14 protein-coding genes are annotated in these 16,154 nt (G+C 70.1%); 5 read left to right on the top strand and 9 right to left on the bottom strand.

Annotation, left to right across the window (positions count from 1 at the left end; all coding sequences use genetic code 11):
• Window positions 1-26: 26 nt before the first annotated feature.
• From ACIOHC_RS00475 to ACIOHC_RS00500, 6 genes are all read right to left on the bottom strand, one after another.
• Window positions 27-635, bottom strand: coding sequence for a winged helix-turn-helix domain-containing protein (locus ACIOHC_RS00475; protein WP_351073463.1), 609 nt, complete (start codon window positions 633-635; stop codon window positions 27-29).
• 86 nt (window positions 636-721) lie between these two features.
• On the bottom strand, window positions 722-1,705 hold the full coding sequence (locus ACIOHC_RS00480) for a glycine betaine ABC transporter substrate-binding protein (RefSeq protein WP_389635933.1): 984 nt from the start codon (window positions 1,703-1,705) through the stop codon (window positions 722-724).
• 2 nt (window positions 1,706-1,707) lie between these two features.
• On the bottom strand, window positions 1,708-2,607 hold the full coding sequence (locus ACIOHC_RS00485) for an ABC transporter permease (RefSeq protein ID WP_401840763.1): 900 nt from the start codon (window positions 2,605-2,607) through the stop codon (window positions 1,708-1,710).
• Window positions 2,604-3,803: a betaine/proline/choline family ABC transporter ATP-binding protein gene (locus ACIOHC_RS00490; protein WP_351073605.1), complete on the bottom strand. Its 1,200-nt coding sequence runs from the start codon at window positions 3,801-3,803 to the stop codon at window positions 2,604-2,606. The genes ACIOHC_RS00485 and ACIOHC_RS00490 overlap by 4 nt, the downstream gene beginning before the upstream one ends.
• Before the next feature lie 94 nt (window positions 3,804-3,897).
• A complete protein-coding gene (locus ACIOHC_RS00495; RefSeq protein ID WP_351073458.1) occupies window positions 3,898-4,545 on the bottom strand; it encodes an ABC transporter permease in 648 nt (215 codons plus the stop codon).
• A 15-nt stretch (window positions 4,546-4,560) separates the two neighbouring features.
• Window positions 4,561-5,034, bottom strand: a complete 474-nt coding sequence (locus ACIOHC_RS00500; protein ID WP_351073456.1) for an Lrp/AsnC family transcriptional regulator — start codon at window positions 5,032-5,034, stop codon at window positions 4,561-4,563.
• 133 nt (window positions 5,035-5,167) lie between these two features.
• On the opposite strand from ACIOHC_RS00500, the gene hppD reads away from it, so the two are divergent.
• Window positions 5,168-6,313, top strand: coding sequence for a 4-hydroxyphenylpyruvate dioxygenase (hppD, locus tag ACIOHC_RS00505; protein WP_365689174.1), 1,146 nt, complete (start codon window positions 5,168-5,170; stop codon window positions 6,311-6,313).
• Between the two features lie 118 nt (window positions 6,314-6,431).
• Here hppD and ACIOHC_RS00510 read toward each other — a convergent pair whose 3' ends face one another.
• Complete coding sequence (locus tag ACIOHC_RS00510) at window positions 6,432-8,144, bottom strand: tetratricopeptide repeat protein (protein WP_401840766.1); 1,713 nt, start codon at window positions 8,142-8,144, stop codon at window positions 6,432-6,434.
• Between the two features lie 97 nt (window positions 8,145-8,241).
• On the opposite strand from ACIOHC_RS00510, the gene ACIOHC_RS00515 reads away from it, so the two are divergent.
• A complete protein-coding gene (locus tag ACIOHC_RS00515; RefSeq protein ID WP_351073451.1) occupies window positions 8,242-9,609 on the top strand; it encodes an FAD-linked oxidase C-terminal domain-containing protein in 1,368 nt (455 codons plus the stop codon).
• A 23-nt stretch (window positions 9,610-9,632) separates the two neighbouring features.
• Here the strand turns inward: ACIOHC_RS00515 and ACIOHC_RS00520 are convergent, their stop codons facing one another.
• Entirely contained in the window at window positions 9,633-10,109 is a 477-nt protein-coding gene (locus tag ACIOHC_RS00520) for an SsgA family sporulation/cell division regulator (protein ID WP_351073449.1), read from the bottom strand.
• A gap of 212 nt (window positions 10,110-10,321) precedes the next feature.
• On the opposite strand from ACIOHC_RS00520, the gene ACIOHC_RS00525 reads away from it, so the two are divergent.
• The gene (locus ACIOHC_RS00525) at window positions 10,322-11,965 is read left to right on the top strand and encodes an RDD family protein (RefSeq protein WP_365689178.1); all 1,644 of its coding nucleotides are present in this window, start codon (window positions 10,322-10,324) and stop codon (window positions 11,963-11,965) included.
• Between the two features lie 191 nt (window positions 11,966-12,156).
• Window positions 12,157-12,873 carry an RDD family protein gene (locus ACIOHC_RS00530; protein ID WP_401840769.1) on the top strand — a complete coding sequence of 239 codons (717 nt, stop codon included), beginning with the start codon at window positions 12,157-12,159 and terminating at the stop codon, window positions 12,871-12,873.
• Between the two features lie 87 nt (window positions 12,874-12,960).
• On the opposite strand, the gene ACIOHC_RS00535 is transcribed toward ACIOHC_RS00530, so the two are convergent.
• Complete coding sequence (locus ACIOHC_RS00535; protein ID WP_351073444.1) at window positions 12,961-13,326, bottom strand: hypothetical protein; 366 nt, start codon at window positions 13,324-13,326, stop codon at window positions 12,961-12,963.
• Between the two features lie 371 nt (window positions 13,327-13,697).
• Between ACIOHC_RS00535 and ACIOHC_RS00540 the strand changes: the two genes are divergently transcribed.
• Window positions 13,698-16,097 (top strand): immune inhibitor A domain-containing protein, encoded by a 2,400-nt coding sequence (locus tag ACIOHC_RS00540; protein ID WP_401840772.1) that lies wholly within the window; start codon window positions 13,698-13,700, stop codon window positions 16,095-16,097.
• Window positions 16,098-16,154 lie beyond the last annotated feature (57 nt).

Below are 16,154 nucleotides of genomic sequence, written 5' to 3' on the forward strand. Positions count from 1 at the left end.
GGTGGGTTCGTCGCTCGGTGGGTTCGTTACTCGGCGGGGCGAGGGAAGAGGTGCACATGGCTGCGGACGGTGGCCGAGCCCTCCGTGCCCTCCGGCACCCGGTCCTCATAGCTCGTGATGAGAGCGTGGATCTTCCCGATCAGCTCCCTGGAGAGATCGGGGGTGAGGCGCACCTTGAAATCGCTGGCGTCCCAGCCGTGCAGCCACTCCTCGGGCCACTCGTGCATCGTGCCGAGCCAGGTGTTCAGTTCCTGGGCGTGTGCGGTGGCGATCTCGTGGAGTACGACGCCGACCGCGCCGCGCACCTCGGGATCCGGGTGGCTCAGGAATCGGTCGCTGTTGAAGGCGGTGCCCGTGTGGACGGCCCGCCACCAGCGTTCGCGGCCCTTGCCGCGCTCGGGGTCGTCCTCGACGAAGCCGTACGTCGCCAGCTGCCTGAGGTGGTAGCTGGTGGCGCCGCTGGACTCGCCCAGCCGGTCCGCGAGACCGGAGGCGGTGGCGGGGCCGAACTCGCGGAGCGCGCTCAGCAGGCGCAGTCGCAGGGGGTGGGCGAGCCCGCGCAGGGTGCGGGCGTCGACCGTGTGGACCGTCGGATCGACGACGGCGCTCTCGCCGTCGTCCTCTGTTGCGGACATGGTTCAACCGTAGGGTTGCAAAACTCTCTTTGCAACGGTTTTTTTGCAGCGATTTCTTTGCGACCTGCCCGGAGGCTCGCGACGGCTCACCCCTTCTTGATGAACCCCTCCTGGATCAGCCACTCCTTCGCCACGTCGTGCGGGTCCTGGCCGTCGACGTCCACCTTGGCGTTGAGCACCTGGGCGACCTCCGTCGTCAGCTTCCTGCTGACCGGGTCGAGCAGCCCCGCGATCTGCGGGTACTTCTCGAAGGTCTTGCTGTGGACGACGGGCGCCGCGTTGTAGTTGGGGAAGAAGTGCTTGTCGTCCACGAGCACTTCGAGGTCCATGGCCCTGATCCGGCCGTCCGTGGTGAACACCTCGCCCAGCAGGCACGAGTTGGACTTCGAGACCTGGGTGTAGATGATCCCGGCGTCCATCTTCTTGATGTTGGCGGCCGGGAGACTCATCCCGTACGCCTTCTCCATGCCCGGCAGCCCGTCGTCGCGCGAGGCGAACTCGTTCTCCACGCAGATCGTCACCGCCGACGGGTTCTTCCCGGCGAGCGCGGCGACGTCGGAGAGCGTCCTCAGGTGGTACTTCGCGTTGTTCTTCCGGCTGATGGCGAGTGCGTAGGTGTTGTTGAGGGTGGACGGCGGCAGCCAGGTCACGCCGTTGTGCCGGTCCTCGTCACGGACCGCCTCCCACTGCTTCAACGGGTCGGCGATCGGCTTCGCGTGGCCCAGGTAGGTGATCCAGCCGGTGCCCGTGTACTCGTACATGGCGTCCGCCCCGCCCTTGACGATCGCCTCGCGCGCGCTGATCGACCCGGGCAGGTTCGTCCGGTCCAGGACCTCCGCCCCGGCGGCCTTGAAGACCAGGCCGATCATCTGGCCCAGGACGATGTTCTCGCTGAAGTTCTTCGAGGTGACGGTCAGCGAGGCGCCGGACAGCGGCCTGCCCCGGCCTACGGAGCCAGGCACCACGTCGTCCACCATCGGCGAACCGCTCTTCAGCCCGCACCCGGAGAGCAGCAGTGCCGGAGCGAGCACCCCCACGAGCCCGGCACGCACCAAAATTCGCGGGCCCATCCTCACCCCACCTCCAGGCCACGCGGCGTGAGTGCCAACTCGACCAGCGAGGCCAGCCAGTCCACCAGCAGCGCCAGCACCACCGTCAGCACGGAACCGAGCACCAGCACCGGCATCCGCTGGGTCTGGATGCCCGAGGTGATCAGGTCGCCGAGTCCGCCGCCGCCGACGAAGGTGGCCAGGGTCGCCGTACCGACGTTGAGCACCAGCGCCGTCCGTACACCGGCCAGGATCAGCGGCACGGCGAGCGGCAGTTCGACCTTGGTGAGCGTCCCCATCGCGGACATGCCGATGCCGCGCGAGGCCTCGACCAGGTTCGGTTCGATCGCCTTGAGACCGGCCACCGTGTTCGAGAAGACCGGCAGCACCGCGTAGATCACCATGCCGATGATCGCCGTCGACGGGCCGATGCCCAGCCAGATCACCAGCAGTGCCAGCAGGCCGATCGCCGGGGTCGCCTGCCCGATGTTGGCGATCGCGGTGACCAGCGGGGCGCCCCTGCGCAGCCTGCGGCGGGTCAGCGCGATCCCCAGCGGGATGGCGATGATCAGCACCCAGAACGTCGAGATCGCGGTCAGCTTCACATGCTGCCACCAGCGCAGCTGCACATTGCCGCCGGTGAGCGAGTTCCGCGCGATCGAATCGAGGTGGACGCTGGTGATCCACAGATAGGTGACGGCCAGGACGACCGCGAGCGCGAGCGGCAGGAACACCAGCTTGGGCCAGGTGACCCGGCGCCGCGGCCCGGCCGGTGGCGGTGCGGGTTCCTCCTCCTCGTCGTGGAAGGCGTGGCCGCTGACGTCGTGTTCGCCAGGCGGGCGGTCCTTGTCGGACGCGGGCGCCGGGCGGAGTGAGCGCGGGGACCGCCTCGATTCGGGGTTCAGCGGGTTGTCGGGAGTCATGAGCCCGCACCGCCCTCCGGCTCCTGTTCGGTCTGGTGGGTGCGGAGCTCCTCCAGGTCGTGCTGGTGCTCGATGGCGGCGAGCCGGTCGGCCTCCAGCAGTTCATGGACGGAGTTCATCAGGGTCTCCATGTCGACGACCCCGATGAACTCGCCGCGCCGCCCCGTCACCGCGACCCGTCCGCCGCTGTCGGTCAGCACCGCCTCCAGCGCGTCGTGCAGCGTCGCGTCGCGCGTCACGGTGTCGTGGACCAGCTGCCCGGCACGCGCGAGCGAACCCCGGGCCCGCATCAGGTCGCCGCGCCGCAGCCACTTGTACGGGCGGTTCCTGCGGTCCAGCATCAGCAGTTCGTTGTGCGGACCGCCGCGCAGCCTGTTGAAGATCGACTGGAGCGGGTCGTCGACCGTCACCGTCGGGAACTGGGCCATCTCCACATCCCGTACGCGGGTGAGGTTGAGCCGCTTCAGCGCCGCCCCGGCACCGACGAAACCCGAGACGAAGTCGTCCGTCGGGTTGGTGAGGATCGCCTCGGGGGTGTCGAACTGCGCGATGTGCGAACGCTCGCGCAGCACGGCGATCCGGTCACCCAGCTTGATCGCCTCGTCGAAGTCATGGGTGACGAAGACGATCGTCTTGTGCAGCTCGTGCTGGAGGCGGATCAGCTCGTCCTGGAGGTGGTCACGGGTGATCGGGTCGACCGCGCCGAACGGCTCGTCCATCAGCAGCACCGGCGGATCGGCCGCCAGGGCCCGTGCCACGCCCACCCGCTGCTGCTGTCCGCCGGACAGCGCCCGCGGATAGCGCCCGTGGAACTCCCGCGGGTCCAGGCCGACCAGATCGAGCATCTCCTCGACCCGGTCCTTCACCCTCGACTTCGACCAGCCGACCATCCTCGGTACGAGGGCGATGTTCTCGGCGACCGTCATGTGCGGGAAGAGCCCGGACGACTGGATCGCGTATCCGATCTTGCGGCGCAGCTTCACCGGGTCGATGTCGGTGACGTCCTCGTCGTTGATCCTGATCCGCCCGGACGTCGGCTCGATCAGCCGGTTGATCATCTTCAGGGTGGTGGACTTCCCGCAGCCGGACGGGCCGACGAAGATCACCGTCTCGCCGGCCTTGATGTCCATCGAGACGTTGTCCACCGCCGGGCTCGGATTGCCCGGGTAGCGCTTGGTCAGGTTGTCCAGATGGATGGTGGCGCCTGACGTGGTCCGCGTCGTCGCGGTGTCGCCGGCGGCCGTGCTCCCGTGGGCGGCGCCGGAACCGGCGCCTTCGGGACCGGCGGTCTCAGACACGGATCCCCCTGGGAATGGTGAGCCGCCCGAGCAGGACGTACGCGGCGTCGAAGAGCAGGGCGAGGACGACGATGCCGAGCGTGCCCGCGAGCACCTGATTGATCGCGTTGGCGCTGCCCAGCGAGGCGATGCCGCGGAAGATCTCGTTGCCCAGGCCGGGGCCCGAGGCGTACGCGGCGATGGCGGCGATGCCCATCAGCATCTGTGTGGAGACCCGGATGCCGGTGAGGATCGGCGGCCAGGCGAGCGGCAGTTCCACCCGGCACAGCCGGGCCGTCCGCGACATCCCGATGCCCCGCGCCGCGTCGACCAGCGCCGGATCGACGCCGCGCAGCCCCACGATGGAGTTGCGGACGATGGGCAGCAGCCCGTACAGCGTCAGTGTGATCACCGTGGGTGCGACCCCGAGCCCGACCAGCGGGATGAGCAGACCGATCGCGGCGAGCGAGGGAATGGTGAGGACCGTCGCCGTCGATGTGATGGCCAGCGACCCCGCCCATCCGCTGCGATAGGTGACGACGCCGATCAGGACGCCGAGCAGCGTGGCGATGACCATGCACTGGAACACGGCGCTGACGTGCTGGTACGCGTCGGTGAGCAGCTGTTGGTGCCGGTTGCCCAGATACTCCCAGAAGCTCACACGTCACTCCTCGGCTCAGTCGTCGTCCCCCGCGGCCTGCTCGACGAGCGGGATGACGCGCAGCGGAACCGGGTTCTCCATGACGATGGCCGTGGAGGCCCGGACGATGCCATCAAAACCGACGACCCGGTCGATCACCCGTTGAAGATCGGCGTTGGAACGTGCGACGAGACGGCAGAGCATGTCGCCGTGGCCCGTGGTCGTGTGCAGCTCCAGCACCTCCGGAACACCGCTCAAGTGGGCCCGTACATCGACGCCTTGACCCTGCTTGATCTCCAGGGTCGCGAACGCGGTGACGGGGTAGCCGAGCGCCGCCGGATCGACGGTCGGGCCGAATCCGCGAATGACTCCATTCGACTGAAGCCGGTCGAGGCGGGCCTGCACCGTCCCGCGCGCCACGCCGAGCCGGCGCGATGCCTCCAGGACGCCGATACGGGGTTCGCGGGCCAGCAGCACGATGAGCCGCCCGTCCAGATGATCGATCGCCATGGTCCGCCTCCGGGGGTCGCTGTGATGGTCATCATGTACAGATAGCCCGGCCATGGTCCCTTTCGGCTGTGCAGATTGCCCAGTGAATTCGCGAACTGTTGCGCACCTTGCGAAGCGGCGAGAGCCTTCGAACATGACTGAGACTCTGCACACCACCCCCGACACAGCCCGGCAGGCCGACCCCTTCCCGGTCAAGGGAATGGACGCGGTCGTCTTCGCCGTCGGCAACGCCAAGCAGGCCGCGCACTACTACTCGACGGCCTTCGGCATGAAGCTGGTCGCCTACTCCGGACCGGAGAACGGCAGCCGCGAGACGGCGAGTTACGTCCTGACCAACGGCTCCGCCCGTTTCGTCCTCACCTCCGTCATCAAGGCGTCCACCGACCACGGCCGCTTCCTCGCCGACCATGTCGCCGAGCACGGCGACGGTGTCGTCGACCTGGCCATCGAGGTCCCGGACGCCCGAGCGGCCTACGCGTACGCGGTCGAGCACGGCGCCCTCGGTCTCGCCGAACCGCACGAGGTCAAGGACGAGCACGGCACGGTCGTGCTCGCCGCCATCGCCACGTACGGCAAGACCCGTCACACCCTCGTCGAGCGCACCGGCTACGAGGGCCCCTACCTGCCCGGCTTCGTCGCAGCGGCCCCGGTCGTAGAGCCGCCCGCCAAGCGCTTCTTCCAGGCCATCGACCACTGCGTCGGCAACGTGGAACTCGGCCGGATGAACGAGTGGGTCGGCTTCTACAACAAGGTCATGGGCTTCACCAACATGAAGGAGTTCGTGGGCGACGACATCGCCACCGAGTACTCCGCGCTCATGTCCAAGGTCGTCGCCGACGGCACGCTCAAGGTCAAGTTCCCGATCAACGAGCCGGCCATCGCCAAGAAGAAGTCGCAGATCGACGAGTACCTGGAGTTCTACGGCGGCGCGGGCGTCCAGCACATCGCGCTCGCCACGAACGACATCGTCGCCTCGGTACGCGCGATGCGGGCGGCCGGCGTCCAGTTCCTGGACACCCCCGACTCGTACTACGACACCCTCGGCGAGTGGGCGGGCGAGACCCGGGTCCCCGTGGAGGTCCTGCGCGAGCTGAAGATCCTCGTCGACCGGGACGAGGACGGCTACCTGCTGCAGATCTTCACCAAGCCGGTCCAGGACCGCCCGACCGTCTTCTTCGAGATGATCGAACGCCACGGCTCGATGGGCTTCGGCAAGGGCAACTTCAAGGCCCTGTTCGAGGCGATCGAGCGCGAGCAGGAGAAGCGCGGCAACCTCTGATCCCCAGGACGTGACGGCGGGGCCTCCGGCGAAACAGGGGCCCCGCCCCAGGTGCGGTCGGCACCGGGCGGGCACCCCCCGGCACCCGGCGCGCGGGCGGATCGGCCCCGGCGGCCTGTCAGCGGCTGCCCGACGCGTGTGTGCCAGGGCCGGGCGCTCCCGCCGCCAGTCGCAGGTCCGGATCCGGCGGTCGCGGCCCGGCGCCCGGCGCGCGCGGCTCCGCCACCGGGGTCGGGACCGGGGCCGGGGTTCTCGCGGTCACCTGCCGCTGCGGCGCCGGCGCGGGCGTCTCCGGATCGGCCCGCGCAGCCGGCTCGGGTTCCGGGGCGGGCCGCATGTCCTGCGGGCCGCCCGACGGGAGCTGGGCCAGCGAGTCCAGTGCCTCCTGGGACGCCGGGGCCTCCAGCGGTGAGAAGTGCGGATTGGTGCGCAGTGCCGCCGCCAGATTGCGGCGCGCCGGACCGTAGTCCCTCAACGCCTGTTGAATCGCGCCCAGGTGGGACATGTACGAGGCGTTCCGCCCGCCCGTGCCGACCGCCTGCGTCGCGTACTTCAGCGCGGCGGACGAATCGCCGGAGCGGTGCAGCGCCCAGCCCAGTGCGTCCGCCACGGCCGCGCTGCGGTGCGATCGGCCCCACTCCGCCCGCAGCAGCTTCACCGCCACCGCCGGATCCCCGTGAGCGGCCTCGAAACGGCCGCGCAGCAGCGCGTTGTCCACTCCCTGGGCGTCGCCGCGCGTGAGAGCCTCACCGAGCTGTCCGTACTGGCTCCGGGCCTCGTCGTCCCGCCCCAGCGACTCGTACAACTCACCCAGTTCGAGCATGTACTCGGGCCGGGGAAGATGAGCCAGCGCCGCCCGGTAGTCGCGCAGCGCCTCGTCCGTACGGCTGAGCGCTGCCAGCGCCCTGGCCCGGCCCGCGAGCGACGGGGGGTGGGCACGGTCGGTCCGCAGCGCCGCGCCGTACTGCGCCACCGCCTCCTCGGGCTCGCCGCGTTCCCAGGCCAGTTCGCCCAGCAGATACAGGCATTCCGCCTTCTGCGCCGGGGTCGTGGCCCGGTCGGCCGCGGCCTGCGCGTTCGCCAGCGCGTCCTCCCGCCGGCCGTCGTCCCGGTACATCCGCGCCGTACGCAGCAGCGCGGCGCCGCCGGGGCGCAGCGCCGTGAACTTCCCCACCGCCGTGCGCGAGGCCTTGTAGTCACCGAGGCCGTTGTACGCGTCGATCAGGGGCGGGTAGACCGTCCACTGCTTCGGCTCCCGCGCACGGACCTTCTCGCCCCACTTCTTCGCCGCGCCGAAGTCGCCCCGGGCATCGGCGAGCGTCGCGAGTCCCACCCAGGCCGCGGTGTTCCCCTTCTCACCCGGCTCGACGTTCAGCGAGCGCTGCAGCGCCTGCTCGGCCCGGCCGTAGTACGCCGCGTCCGCGGAGCGCTGCCCCCACTCCACATAGGACGCACCGAGCAGGGCCCACGCCCCCGCGTCGGAAGGATGCGTGCCCACCCACTGCTGCCGGTCCCCCATCAGCGCCGTCAGATCGGAGAGCGAGGCGGGATAGCCCAGGTCCGTCGCCTTCAGGGCCCGCGAGACCGGACCCGGCGCGGGCGGTGGCGCGGACTTCTTCTCGTCCTCCGGCACCGCCACCACCGCACCCGTCACCAGCACCGCACCCGCCACCATGCCCATGGCCGCCCTGCGCAGCGTCGTCCGCAGCGACAGGGGTGGCAGCTCGTCCGACGACACCGGGTCCGGCGGTGCCGACCGGGTTCCGGGGGGCTCAAGAGGGGGCTCGGTCGAATCGGGGGACTCCGGAGGCTGCTGCGGCATGACATCCATGCCGATCACTCTGCGTCAGTACGAAGAGCACACCGCGCCTTGCGGAGGCAGCCGCAGACGGGTTCACACCAATGGGCCCGGGTGTCACGCTTGGATCATGAACGGTCTTCTCGAACGACTGCGTGCGGGGCTGCCCGACGAGGCCCTGATCACCGATCCCGACATCACCGCCTCGTACGCCCACGACATGGCGAGCTTCTGCGCATCGGGCACACCGGCCGTCGTCGTGCTCCCGCGCACGGTCGAGCAGGTCCAGCACGTCATGCGCACGGCCACGGCCCTGCGCGTCCCGGTCGTCCCGCAGGGGGCCCGCACCGGTCTGTCGGGCGCGGCCAACGCCTCCGACGGGTGCGTCGTGCTCTCCCTGGTGAAGATGGACCGGATCCTGGAGATCAGCCCGGTCGACCGGATCGCGGTCGTCGAACCGGGCGTCGTCAACGCGGTGCTCTCCCGGGCGGTCGAGGAGCACGGTCTCCACTACCCGCCGGATCCCTCCAGCTGGGAGACGTGCACCATCGGCGGCAACATCGGCACCGCTTCCGGCGGTCTGTGCTGCGTGAAGTACGGGGTCACCGCGGAGTACGTGCTCGGCCTGGACGTCGTCCTCGCCGACGGGCGGCTGCTCACCACCGGCCGCCGCACCGCGAAGGGCGTCGCCGGCTACGACCTCACCCGGCTCTTCGTCGGCTCGGAGGGCAGCCTCGGCATCGTCGTCAAGGCCGTGCTGGCGCTGAAGCCCCGGCCGCCGCGGCAGCTGGTCCTGGCCGCCGAGTTCCCGAGCGCGGCCACCGCCTGCGACGCGATCTGCCGGATCATGGAACGTGGTCACACCCCGTCACTCCTCGAACTGATGGACCGTACGACGGTCCGTGCCGTCAACAGGATGGCCTCCATGGGCCTCCCCGACACCACCGAGGCGCTCCTGCTCGCCGCCTTCGACACCCCGGACCCGTCGGCCGACCTGGCCGCCGTCGCCGAGCTGTGCACCGCCGCGGGCGCCACCGAGGTGGTCCCCGCGGCGGACACCGCCGAGTCCGACCTGCTGCTCCAGGCCCGGCGGATGTCGCTCACCGCGCTGGAGACAGTCAAGTCGGCCACGATGATCGACGACGTCTGCGTTCCGCGCTCGAAACTCGGCGCGATGCTCGAAGGCACCGCCGCCGTCGCCGAGAAGTACGGCCTCACCATCGGTGTCTGCGCACACGCGGGCGACGGCAACACCCACCCCGTCGTCTGTTTCGACCACACCGACGCCGACGAGTCCCGGCGGGCCCGTGCGTCCTTCGACGAGATCATGGCGCTCGGCCTGGCACTCGGCGGCACGATCACCGGCGAACACGGGGTCGGGGTCCTGAAGAAGGAGTGGCTCGCGCGCGAACTCGGCGAGGTGGGCGTGGAACTGCACCGGGGCATCAAGCAGGCGTTCGACCCACTGGGGCTGCTCAACCCGGGCAAGGTGTTCTGACGGCCTGTCGGCGCCGTGGCCGTTCACGCGTCGCCGTCCCGCGAATCGTCCGGCCCCCACGGGTCGCTCAGCCACACATCGTCGGCCGGCAGCGGCGCGAGCAGCTCGGCGAGACCCTCGTCGATACCCAGCCGCTCGGACTCCGTGCCCGGCGGTACCAGCCGCAGCGTCCGCTCCACCCAGGCGGCCACCGCGGCGGACGGAATCTCCAGCAGCGCGTCGCCGTCCGGCGAAGTCAGCGCCACGAAGATGACGTTGCGGACGTCGACCTTGGTCGGCCAGATCCGTACGTCCCCCTGGCCGCACGGCCGGAACACGCCCTCGACCAGCAGCTCGCGGGCGAACGTCCAGCGGACGGGGAACTCGGAGCCGATGTGGAAGGCGACGTGCACGGCGTACGGATCCTCCGTGCGATACGTCAGCCTGGCGGGGACGGGGATGCTGCGCTCGGGCGACAGAACCAGCTTGAACTCCAGCTCGCGTTCCACGACGGTGTGCATGAGTGCGTCCTTCCAGTGCCTGTGGGCCGGTCCCGTGACCGGTCCGCACTGGGAGAGAGCGCCCTCCCCGCCACCTATTACGCGACTTCGGGAAAAAATTTCCGGGTGACCGGAAAGTGGCCCAATCCCCTGGAGCCGCCCAGGGGTACGCGGGCGTCTGATAGATGTGGACCCGTTGAAATGCGGCCTCGAAGAGATACGGGACCACGGTGATGAGCGCCCCAACCCCGGCACCCGGTGACGAAAGCCCCCGCGAGGGGTACTACCCCGACCCGTCCATTCCCGGATACGTCCGGTACTGGAACGGCGCCTCGTGGGTGCCCGGCACGAGCCGGCCCGCCCCTCCGCAGGGCGATTCGGCGCCCGCGGCGCCCGCCGGAGCGGCGGGTGGACCGCAGCCGACGGCCCCGGCATCCGCGTCGGCCGACGCACCGGTGGACGAGACCGGTCCGGTCTTCCTCGACGAGGAGCCGCTCACGGACAACCGTCCTGAACCGGCCACCGCCTGGCAGGCGGACGCGTCCCGGCAGACCGGCTTCGGCGGAGAACACGACCGGCGGGTCTCCTGGGGCGGCACCGGGCACCCCGGCGCGCAGGACGAACGCGGTGAGCCGAGTCGGCCGTCGGGGCCGGAGTCCGGGGCCGGGTCCGGCCCGGGGCCGAAGGCCGACCGTCTCCCCGCGGTCCGGGCGCCGGGCGGCCTGGTCCCGGCCGATCGCGCCCCCGCGGTCCGGACGCCCGTCGACCGGGCTCCCGCGGACCCGCGCCGGCCCGCTTCCCCGGACCCGGCGGCCGGTTCGCTGCCGGCCGTGCGCGGCGGCGGCCAGGCACCCGAGAACACCATCGCGATCCGCAGCGACCGCACGGGCCGCCCCGGTGGCAGCGGTACGGGCAGCGGCGACGAAGCCGGAGGGCCGCCCACCGACGGTACGGTCGCGATCCGCGCCGTGGGCCGGGGCACCCGCCCGCCCGCTCCCAGGGCGACGGAACAGCCGCCCGCGGACGGGACGATGGCGATCCGCGCGCTCTCCCCGGGGACCGGTCCGCGGCCTCCCGCGCAGACCCCGGCGCAGCCCCCCGCCCCGGCTCCGGACCCGCGTCCCGCGCCGGCCCCCGCCCCGGCCGCCCCCGCCCCGGGCGAGCCCCACGGCCCTCTCACGCCGGGTCCGGGCGGTGGGGCGGCCTCCTGGGCGCAGCACGTCCATCAGCCGGCCCATCCCGAGCAGGCCGCCCGCCCCCAGCCCCAGCTCCCGCTCCAGGCGCAGCAGCCGCCTCCGCGGTTCGGTGCGCAGGGCGGACAGCCTGATCAGCCCGTCGTGCCCTGGAAGCCCCCGGTCGACGACCCCTTCCAGCAGCTCGCGCAGGCCCAGGCATCGGCGAGGCCCGCCGGACTCGGCAAGCGGTTCGCCGCCCGGCTCGTCGACACGGTGGTGCTGGCCGCGCCGGTCGGCGCGATCGGGTTCCCGCTCGTCTCGCGGGCGATGGACCACATCGACGAGAAGATCAGCGCGGCGAAGCTGTCCGGCGAGACGGTCACCGTCTGGCTGGTGGACTCCACCACGGCCGGTCTGTTCGGCGCGGTGCTCGGCGCGTTCCTGGTGCTCGGCGTCCTGCTGGAGGCGCTGCCGACCGCCAAGTGGGGCCGTACGCTCGGCAAGAAGCTCTGCGGGCTCGAAGTACGGGACATCGAGTCCCACGGGGCCCCGGCCTTCGGTGCCGCGCTGCGCCGCTGGCTGGTCTACGGCGTGCTGGGCGTCCTGGTGGTCGGGGTGGTCAATGTGCTCTGGTGCCTGTTCGACCGGCCGTGGCGGCAGTGCTGGCACGACAAGGCGGCGCACACCTTCGTCGCGGGCTGACCCCGGGCGCCGACGCGTCGTTCCGACCACGCGGGTCGGCTTCGGGGCATCGGGGCCGACCCGCGTGGGGAGCCGCCGCGCGCACTCCTCCGGGTGACGGCCCATCGGGTGAGGGGTCTCGGGGGAGGCCCCGTTCCCCCGAACGCACCTGAGCCGTTGCGGGCGCCCGTGGGCCGGGATGCACTGCCCCCATGAGCAACGATCAGCCGACGTCCGGTGAGCCGCCCGAGGACGACCCGTTCCTCAAGAAGCCGCAGGGGTCACAAGGGCCGCAGGAGCCGCAGGGGCCTCACGGGCCCCAGGGGCCCCAGGGGCCTCAGGGGCCGTCATCGGGTTCGCCCTACGGCGGCGCTCCCCCTCCGCCGCCGTACGAACCCGGTCCCTACGGCGGCGGTGGCCCGTACGGGGGCGTCGATCCACTGGCCGGTATGCCGCCGCTCGGCGAACCGGGAAAGCGGATCCTGGCCCGGCTGATCGACTTCCTGATCATCTCGATCCCGCTGTATCTGATCTCGTTGCCCTGGGGCGGCGCGGTCGAGGTGACGAACGACAACACCAGCAACAACGGTGTCGGCAACGTCTTCAGCCAGACGTACAGCAGTCACCAGCTGCTCTGGTCGCTGATCGGGCTGGTGGTCTACGTCGCGTACGACACGTACTTCACGCACAAGGACGGCCGGACCATCGGCAAACGGCTGCTGAAGCTGCGGGTCGCGATGCTCAACGACGGCCGGGTGCCGGACACCGGGGCGGCGTTCCTGCGGGCCGTGGTGCTCTGGTTGCCGGCGCTGCTGTGCTGCCCCTGTCTGTGGTGGCTGATCAACATCGTGCTCATGTTCACGGACAAGCCCTACCGTCAGGGCCTGCAGGACAAGGCGGCGAAGACGGTGGTCGTCCAGACCAACTGAGGCAGGCCCTCATCCCGCGCCACAAAGACCTCGGTCTCCGTACGGGCTCGTTCGCCGGACCCGTACGGAGACCGAGGCCTTTGAGCGTCAGCGCCTCAGGGAGTGCTCGTTCGGGCGCTGGTCCGCACGCGCCCTCACGCGCTGCTCGGCCGCACGGGCCGCCGGGATCGGGGTGGGGACCCCGTCGCGGGCGAGGCCCTCGGCCTCGACGGCGGCGGAAACCACGTCCTGGTTCGTACGGGCTGCGGCCCCGGCCCTCGACGACTTCGCTGTTTTCGCCCGGGACGGGAGGGGTACGGTCACGGCCACCAGCAGGCCGAGCGCGAGCGCCGCGGTCCCGATGACGGCGATGCCGAGGCCCGAACCGGTACGGGAGAGCAGCAGCATGGCGAGGGTCGAGAAGACGACGGTGACCGAACCGTAGGAGAACTGTGCGGCAGTGATACGCGGCATGGCGGTATCCGTCCTCGGGGCGTCGGATGGGCAGTCTCTCAACACGGTCGCACTGTCGAGCGACTCTACGACGGTGGATGCCCGAGCGGGGCCGGTGGTAAGCGTGACCTAACCCACGGTACCGGTGCATGGGGGGCGCACGGAGTCATTCCGCACTCCGGGCCTGGGCTGTGACGCGCCGGTTGCCTGCCTGGGGAACGTCCGGATAACGGAAGTGTGCTCCTGCATAGTGCACTTGGCCTGTTCAAGTCAAGATCTGTCTTTTCTCTCGTAACTCCGGTCGAATGTCGTCACTTGTGACGCGTATCCGCGCGCGGCCCCACCACACCACCCCAGGCCGCAGCCGCGGGCGCCGGGGAGGACTGCATCAAGTGACCACTCACAGACGGGCGCTTCGCGCCGCAGCGGTTGTCGTGGCCATGGCCGCCACTGCCGCCACGGCGTCAGCTTTCGCCACCGCTCAGGCGGATGACCAGGCATCAGGGGCCAAGGCCTCCGCGGTCGAGCGCCGCGACCCGGGCTCGGCCAAGGGCAACGAGCACGATCTGAAGGGCCCCTTCAGCGAGCAGCAGGACGCGCAGCGTCAGGCCGCCCTGGAAAAGGTCATATCGGGCGACAAGAAGATATCGAAGCGGAACGGCTCCCAGGTCGTGAAGCTCGACGACAAGAAGTACGTCGAGCTCGGCCGCGAGAAGACCGACAAGATCTTCACGATCCTGGTCGAGTTCGGCGACAAGGTCGACGACACGACCATGTTCGACCCGGACGGGGACGGCCCGAAGCCTCCCGTCAAGAAGTACGGCGGCACGCCCGGCCCGGCGCACAACACGATCGCCAAGCCGGACCCCAAGAAGGACAACAGCACCGCCTGGCAGGCCGACTACAACCAGGCGCACTTCCAGGACCTCTACTTCGGTGAGGGCGCAGGCAAGGACTCGCTGAAGACCTACTACGAGAAGACGTCCTCCGGGCGCTACTCGGTCGACGGCGAGGTCTCCGACTGGGTCAAGGTGCCGTACAACGAGGCGCGTTACGGCTCCAACTACTGCGGCGCGACCAACTGCGCCAACGCCTGGGACATGATCCGCGACGGCGTGAACGCCTGGGTCGCAGACCAGAAGGCCAAGGGCCGTACCCAGGAGCAGATCAAGGCGGATCTCGCTCAGTACGACCAGTGGGACCGTTACGACTACGACAACGACGGCGACTTCAACGAGCCCGACGGCTACATCGACCACTTCCAGATCGTCCACGCCGGTGAGGACGAGTCCGCGGGTGGCGGCGCGCAGGGCACCGACGCCATCTGGGCGCACCGCTGGTACGCCTACGGCACCAACGCCGGTGCGACCGGCCCGGCCGAGAACAAGGCCGGCGGCACCGAGATCGGTGACACCGGCTTCTGGGTCGGCGACTACACCGCGCAGCCCGAGAACGGCGGCCTGGGCGTCTTCGCCCACGAGTACGGCCACGACCTGGGCCTGCCCGACCTGTACGACACCACCAACACCGCCGAGAACTCGGTCGGTTTCTGGTCCCTGATGTCGGCGGGCTCCTGGCTCGGCACCGGCAAGAACCAGATCGGTGACCTGCCCGGCGACATGACCGCCTGGGACAAGCTCCAGCTGGGCTGGCTCAACTACGGCGAGGCCAAGGCCGCGACGAACTCCACCCACAAGCTGGGCGTGTCCGAGTACAACACCAAGGACAAGCAGGCGCTCCTCGTCACGCTGCCCGACAAGCCCGTCACCACCGCTGTCACGAAGCCCGCGGAGGGCTCCAAGCAGTGGTGGAGCGACATGGGCGACAACCTGAACAACACCCTGACCCGCTCGGTCGACCTGACCGGCAAGTCCAAGGCCTCCCTGGACCTCGCGGGCTGGTGGGACATCGAGAAGGACTACGACTTCCTCTACACCGAGGTGTCGGACAACGGCGGCACCAGCTGGACCGCGATCGACGGCACGGCCGACGGCAAGGCGATCCCGCGCGACGCCAGTGACAAGCCGGCCCTGACCGACGTCTCCGGCGCGTACCAGAAGCTCTCCTACCCGCTGGACGCCTACGCGGGCAAGAAGATCGACATCCGCTTCCGTTACACCACCGACGGCGGTGCGGGCGGCGTCGGCTTCGCCGCCGACACCATCGCGGTCGACGCCGACGGTGCCGCGCTCTTCACGGACAACGCCGAGGGCGACGACAACGGCTGGACCGCCAAGGGCTTCTCCCGCGTCGGTGAGTCGTTCACCAAGGACTACCCGCAGTACTACATCGCGGAGAACCGCCAGTACGTCAGCTACGACAAGACCCTCAAGGTCGGCCCGTACAACTTCGGCTTCTCCAAGACCCGTCCGGACTGGGTCGAGCACTACCCGTACCAGAACGGTCTGCTCATCTGGCAGTGGGACCGTTCCCAGAAGGACAACAACGTCTCGGCCCACCCGGGCAAGGGCCTGATCCTGCCGATCGACGCGCACGCCAAGCCGCTGAAGTGGGTGGACGGCACGATCATCCGCAACAAGATCCAGCCCTTCGACGCACCCTTCAGCCGGTACGCGACCGACGGCTTCACCCTGCACAACGCCGATGTGCCGGTGCAGATCAAGCCGCAGCTCGGCATCCCGGTCTTCGACGACCACAAGGGAACCTACTGGTACAAGGAGAACAAGACCGGAAGCGTTCAGGTCACTGACACGAACACCCGGATCACGGTCGTCAGCGAGCCGCGCGACGGCTCGACGATGATCGTCAAGGTGGGGCCCTCGCACAAGTAGTTCCACATCACCGCAGGTCAGAGCTTGATCGGCCGTCGCCCTCTAGCGGGCGGCGGC

Source organism: Streptomyces sp. NPDC088252 (genome assembly GCF_044740965.1).
In the GTDB taxonomy this organism is placed as follows: domain Bacteria; phylum Actinomycetota; class Actinomycetes; order Streptomycetales; family Streptomycetaceae; genus Streptomyces.

Excerpts from the sequence above, each read along its gene's own strand:
- ACIOHC_RS00475 (WP_351073463.1), bottom strand. The coding sequence starts at position 635 with ATGTCCGCAACAGAGGACGACGGCGAGAGCGCCGTCGTCGATCCGACG.
- ACIOHC_RS00480 (WP_389635933.1), bottom strand. The coding sequence starts at position 1,705 with ATGGGCCCGCGAATTTTGGTGCGTGCCGGGCTCGTGGGGGTGCTCGCT.
- ACIOHC_RS00485 (WP_401840763.1), bottom strand. The coding sequence starts at position 2,607 with ATGACTCCCGACAACCCGCTGAACCCCGAATCGAGGCGGTCCCCGCGC.
- ACIOHC_RS00500 (WP_351073456.1), bottom strand. The coding sequence starts at position 5,034 with ATGGCGATCGATCATCTGGACGGGCGGCTCATCGTGCTGCTGGCCCGC.
- hppD (WP_365689174.1), top strand. The coding sequence starts at position 5,168 with ATGACTGAGACTCTGCACACCACCCCCGACACAGCCCGGCAGGCCGAC.
- ACIOHC_RS00510 (WP_401840766.1), bottom strand. The coding sequence starts at position 8,144 with ATGGATGTCATGCCGCAGCAGCCTCCGGAGTCCCCCGATTCGACCGAG.
- ACIOHC_RS00515 (WP_351073451.1), top strand. The coding sequence starts at position 8,242 with ATGAACGGTCTTCTCGAACGACTGCGTGCGGGGCTGCCCGACGAGGCC.
- ACIOHC_RS00520 (WP_351073449.1), bottom strand. The coding sequence starts at position 10,109 with ATGCACACCGTCGTGGAACGCGAGCTGGAGTTCAAGCTGGTTCTGTCG.
- ACIOHC_RS00525 (WP_365689178.1), top strand. The coding sequence starts at position 10,322 with ATGAGCGCCCCAACCCCGGCACCCGGTGACGAAAGCCCCCGCGAGGGG.
- ACIOHC_RS00530 (WP_401840769.1), top strand. The coding sequence starts at position 12,157 with ATGAGCAACGATCAGCCGACGTCCGGTGAGCCGCCCGAGGACGACCCG.
- ACIOHC_RS00535 (WP_351073444.1), bottom strand. The coding sequence starts at position 13,326 with ATGCCGCGTATCACTGCCGCACAGTTCTCCTACGGTTCGGTCACCGTC.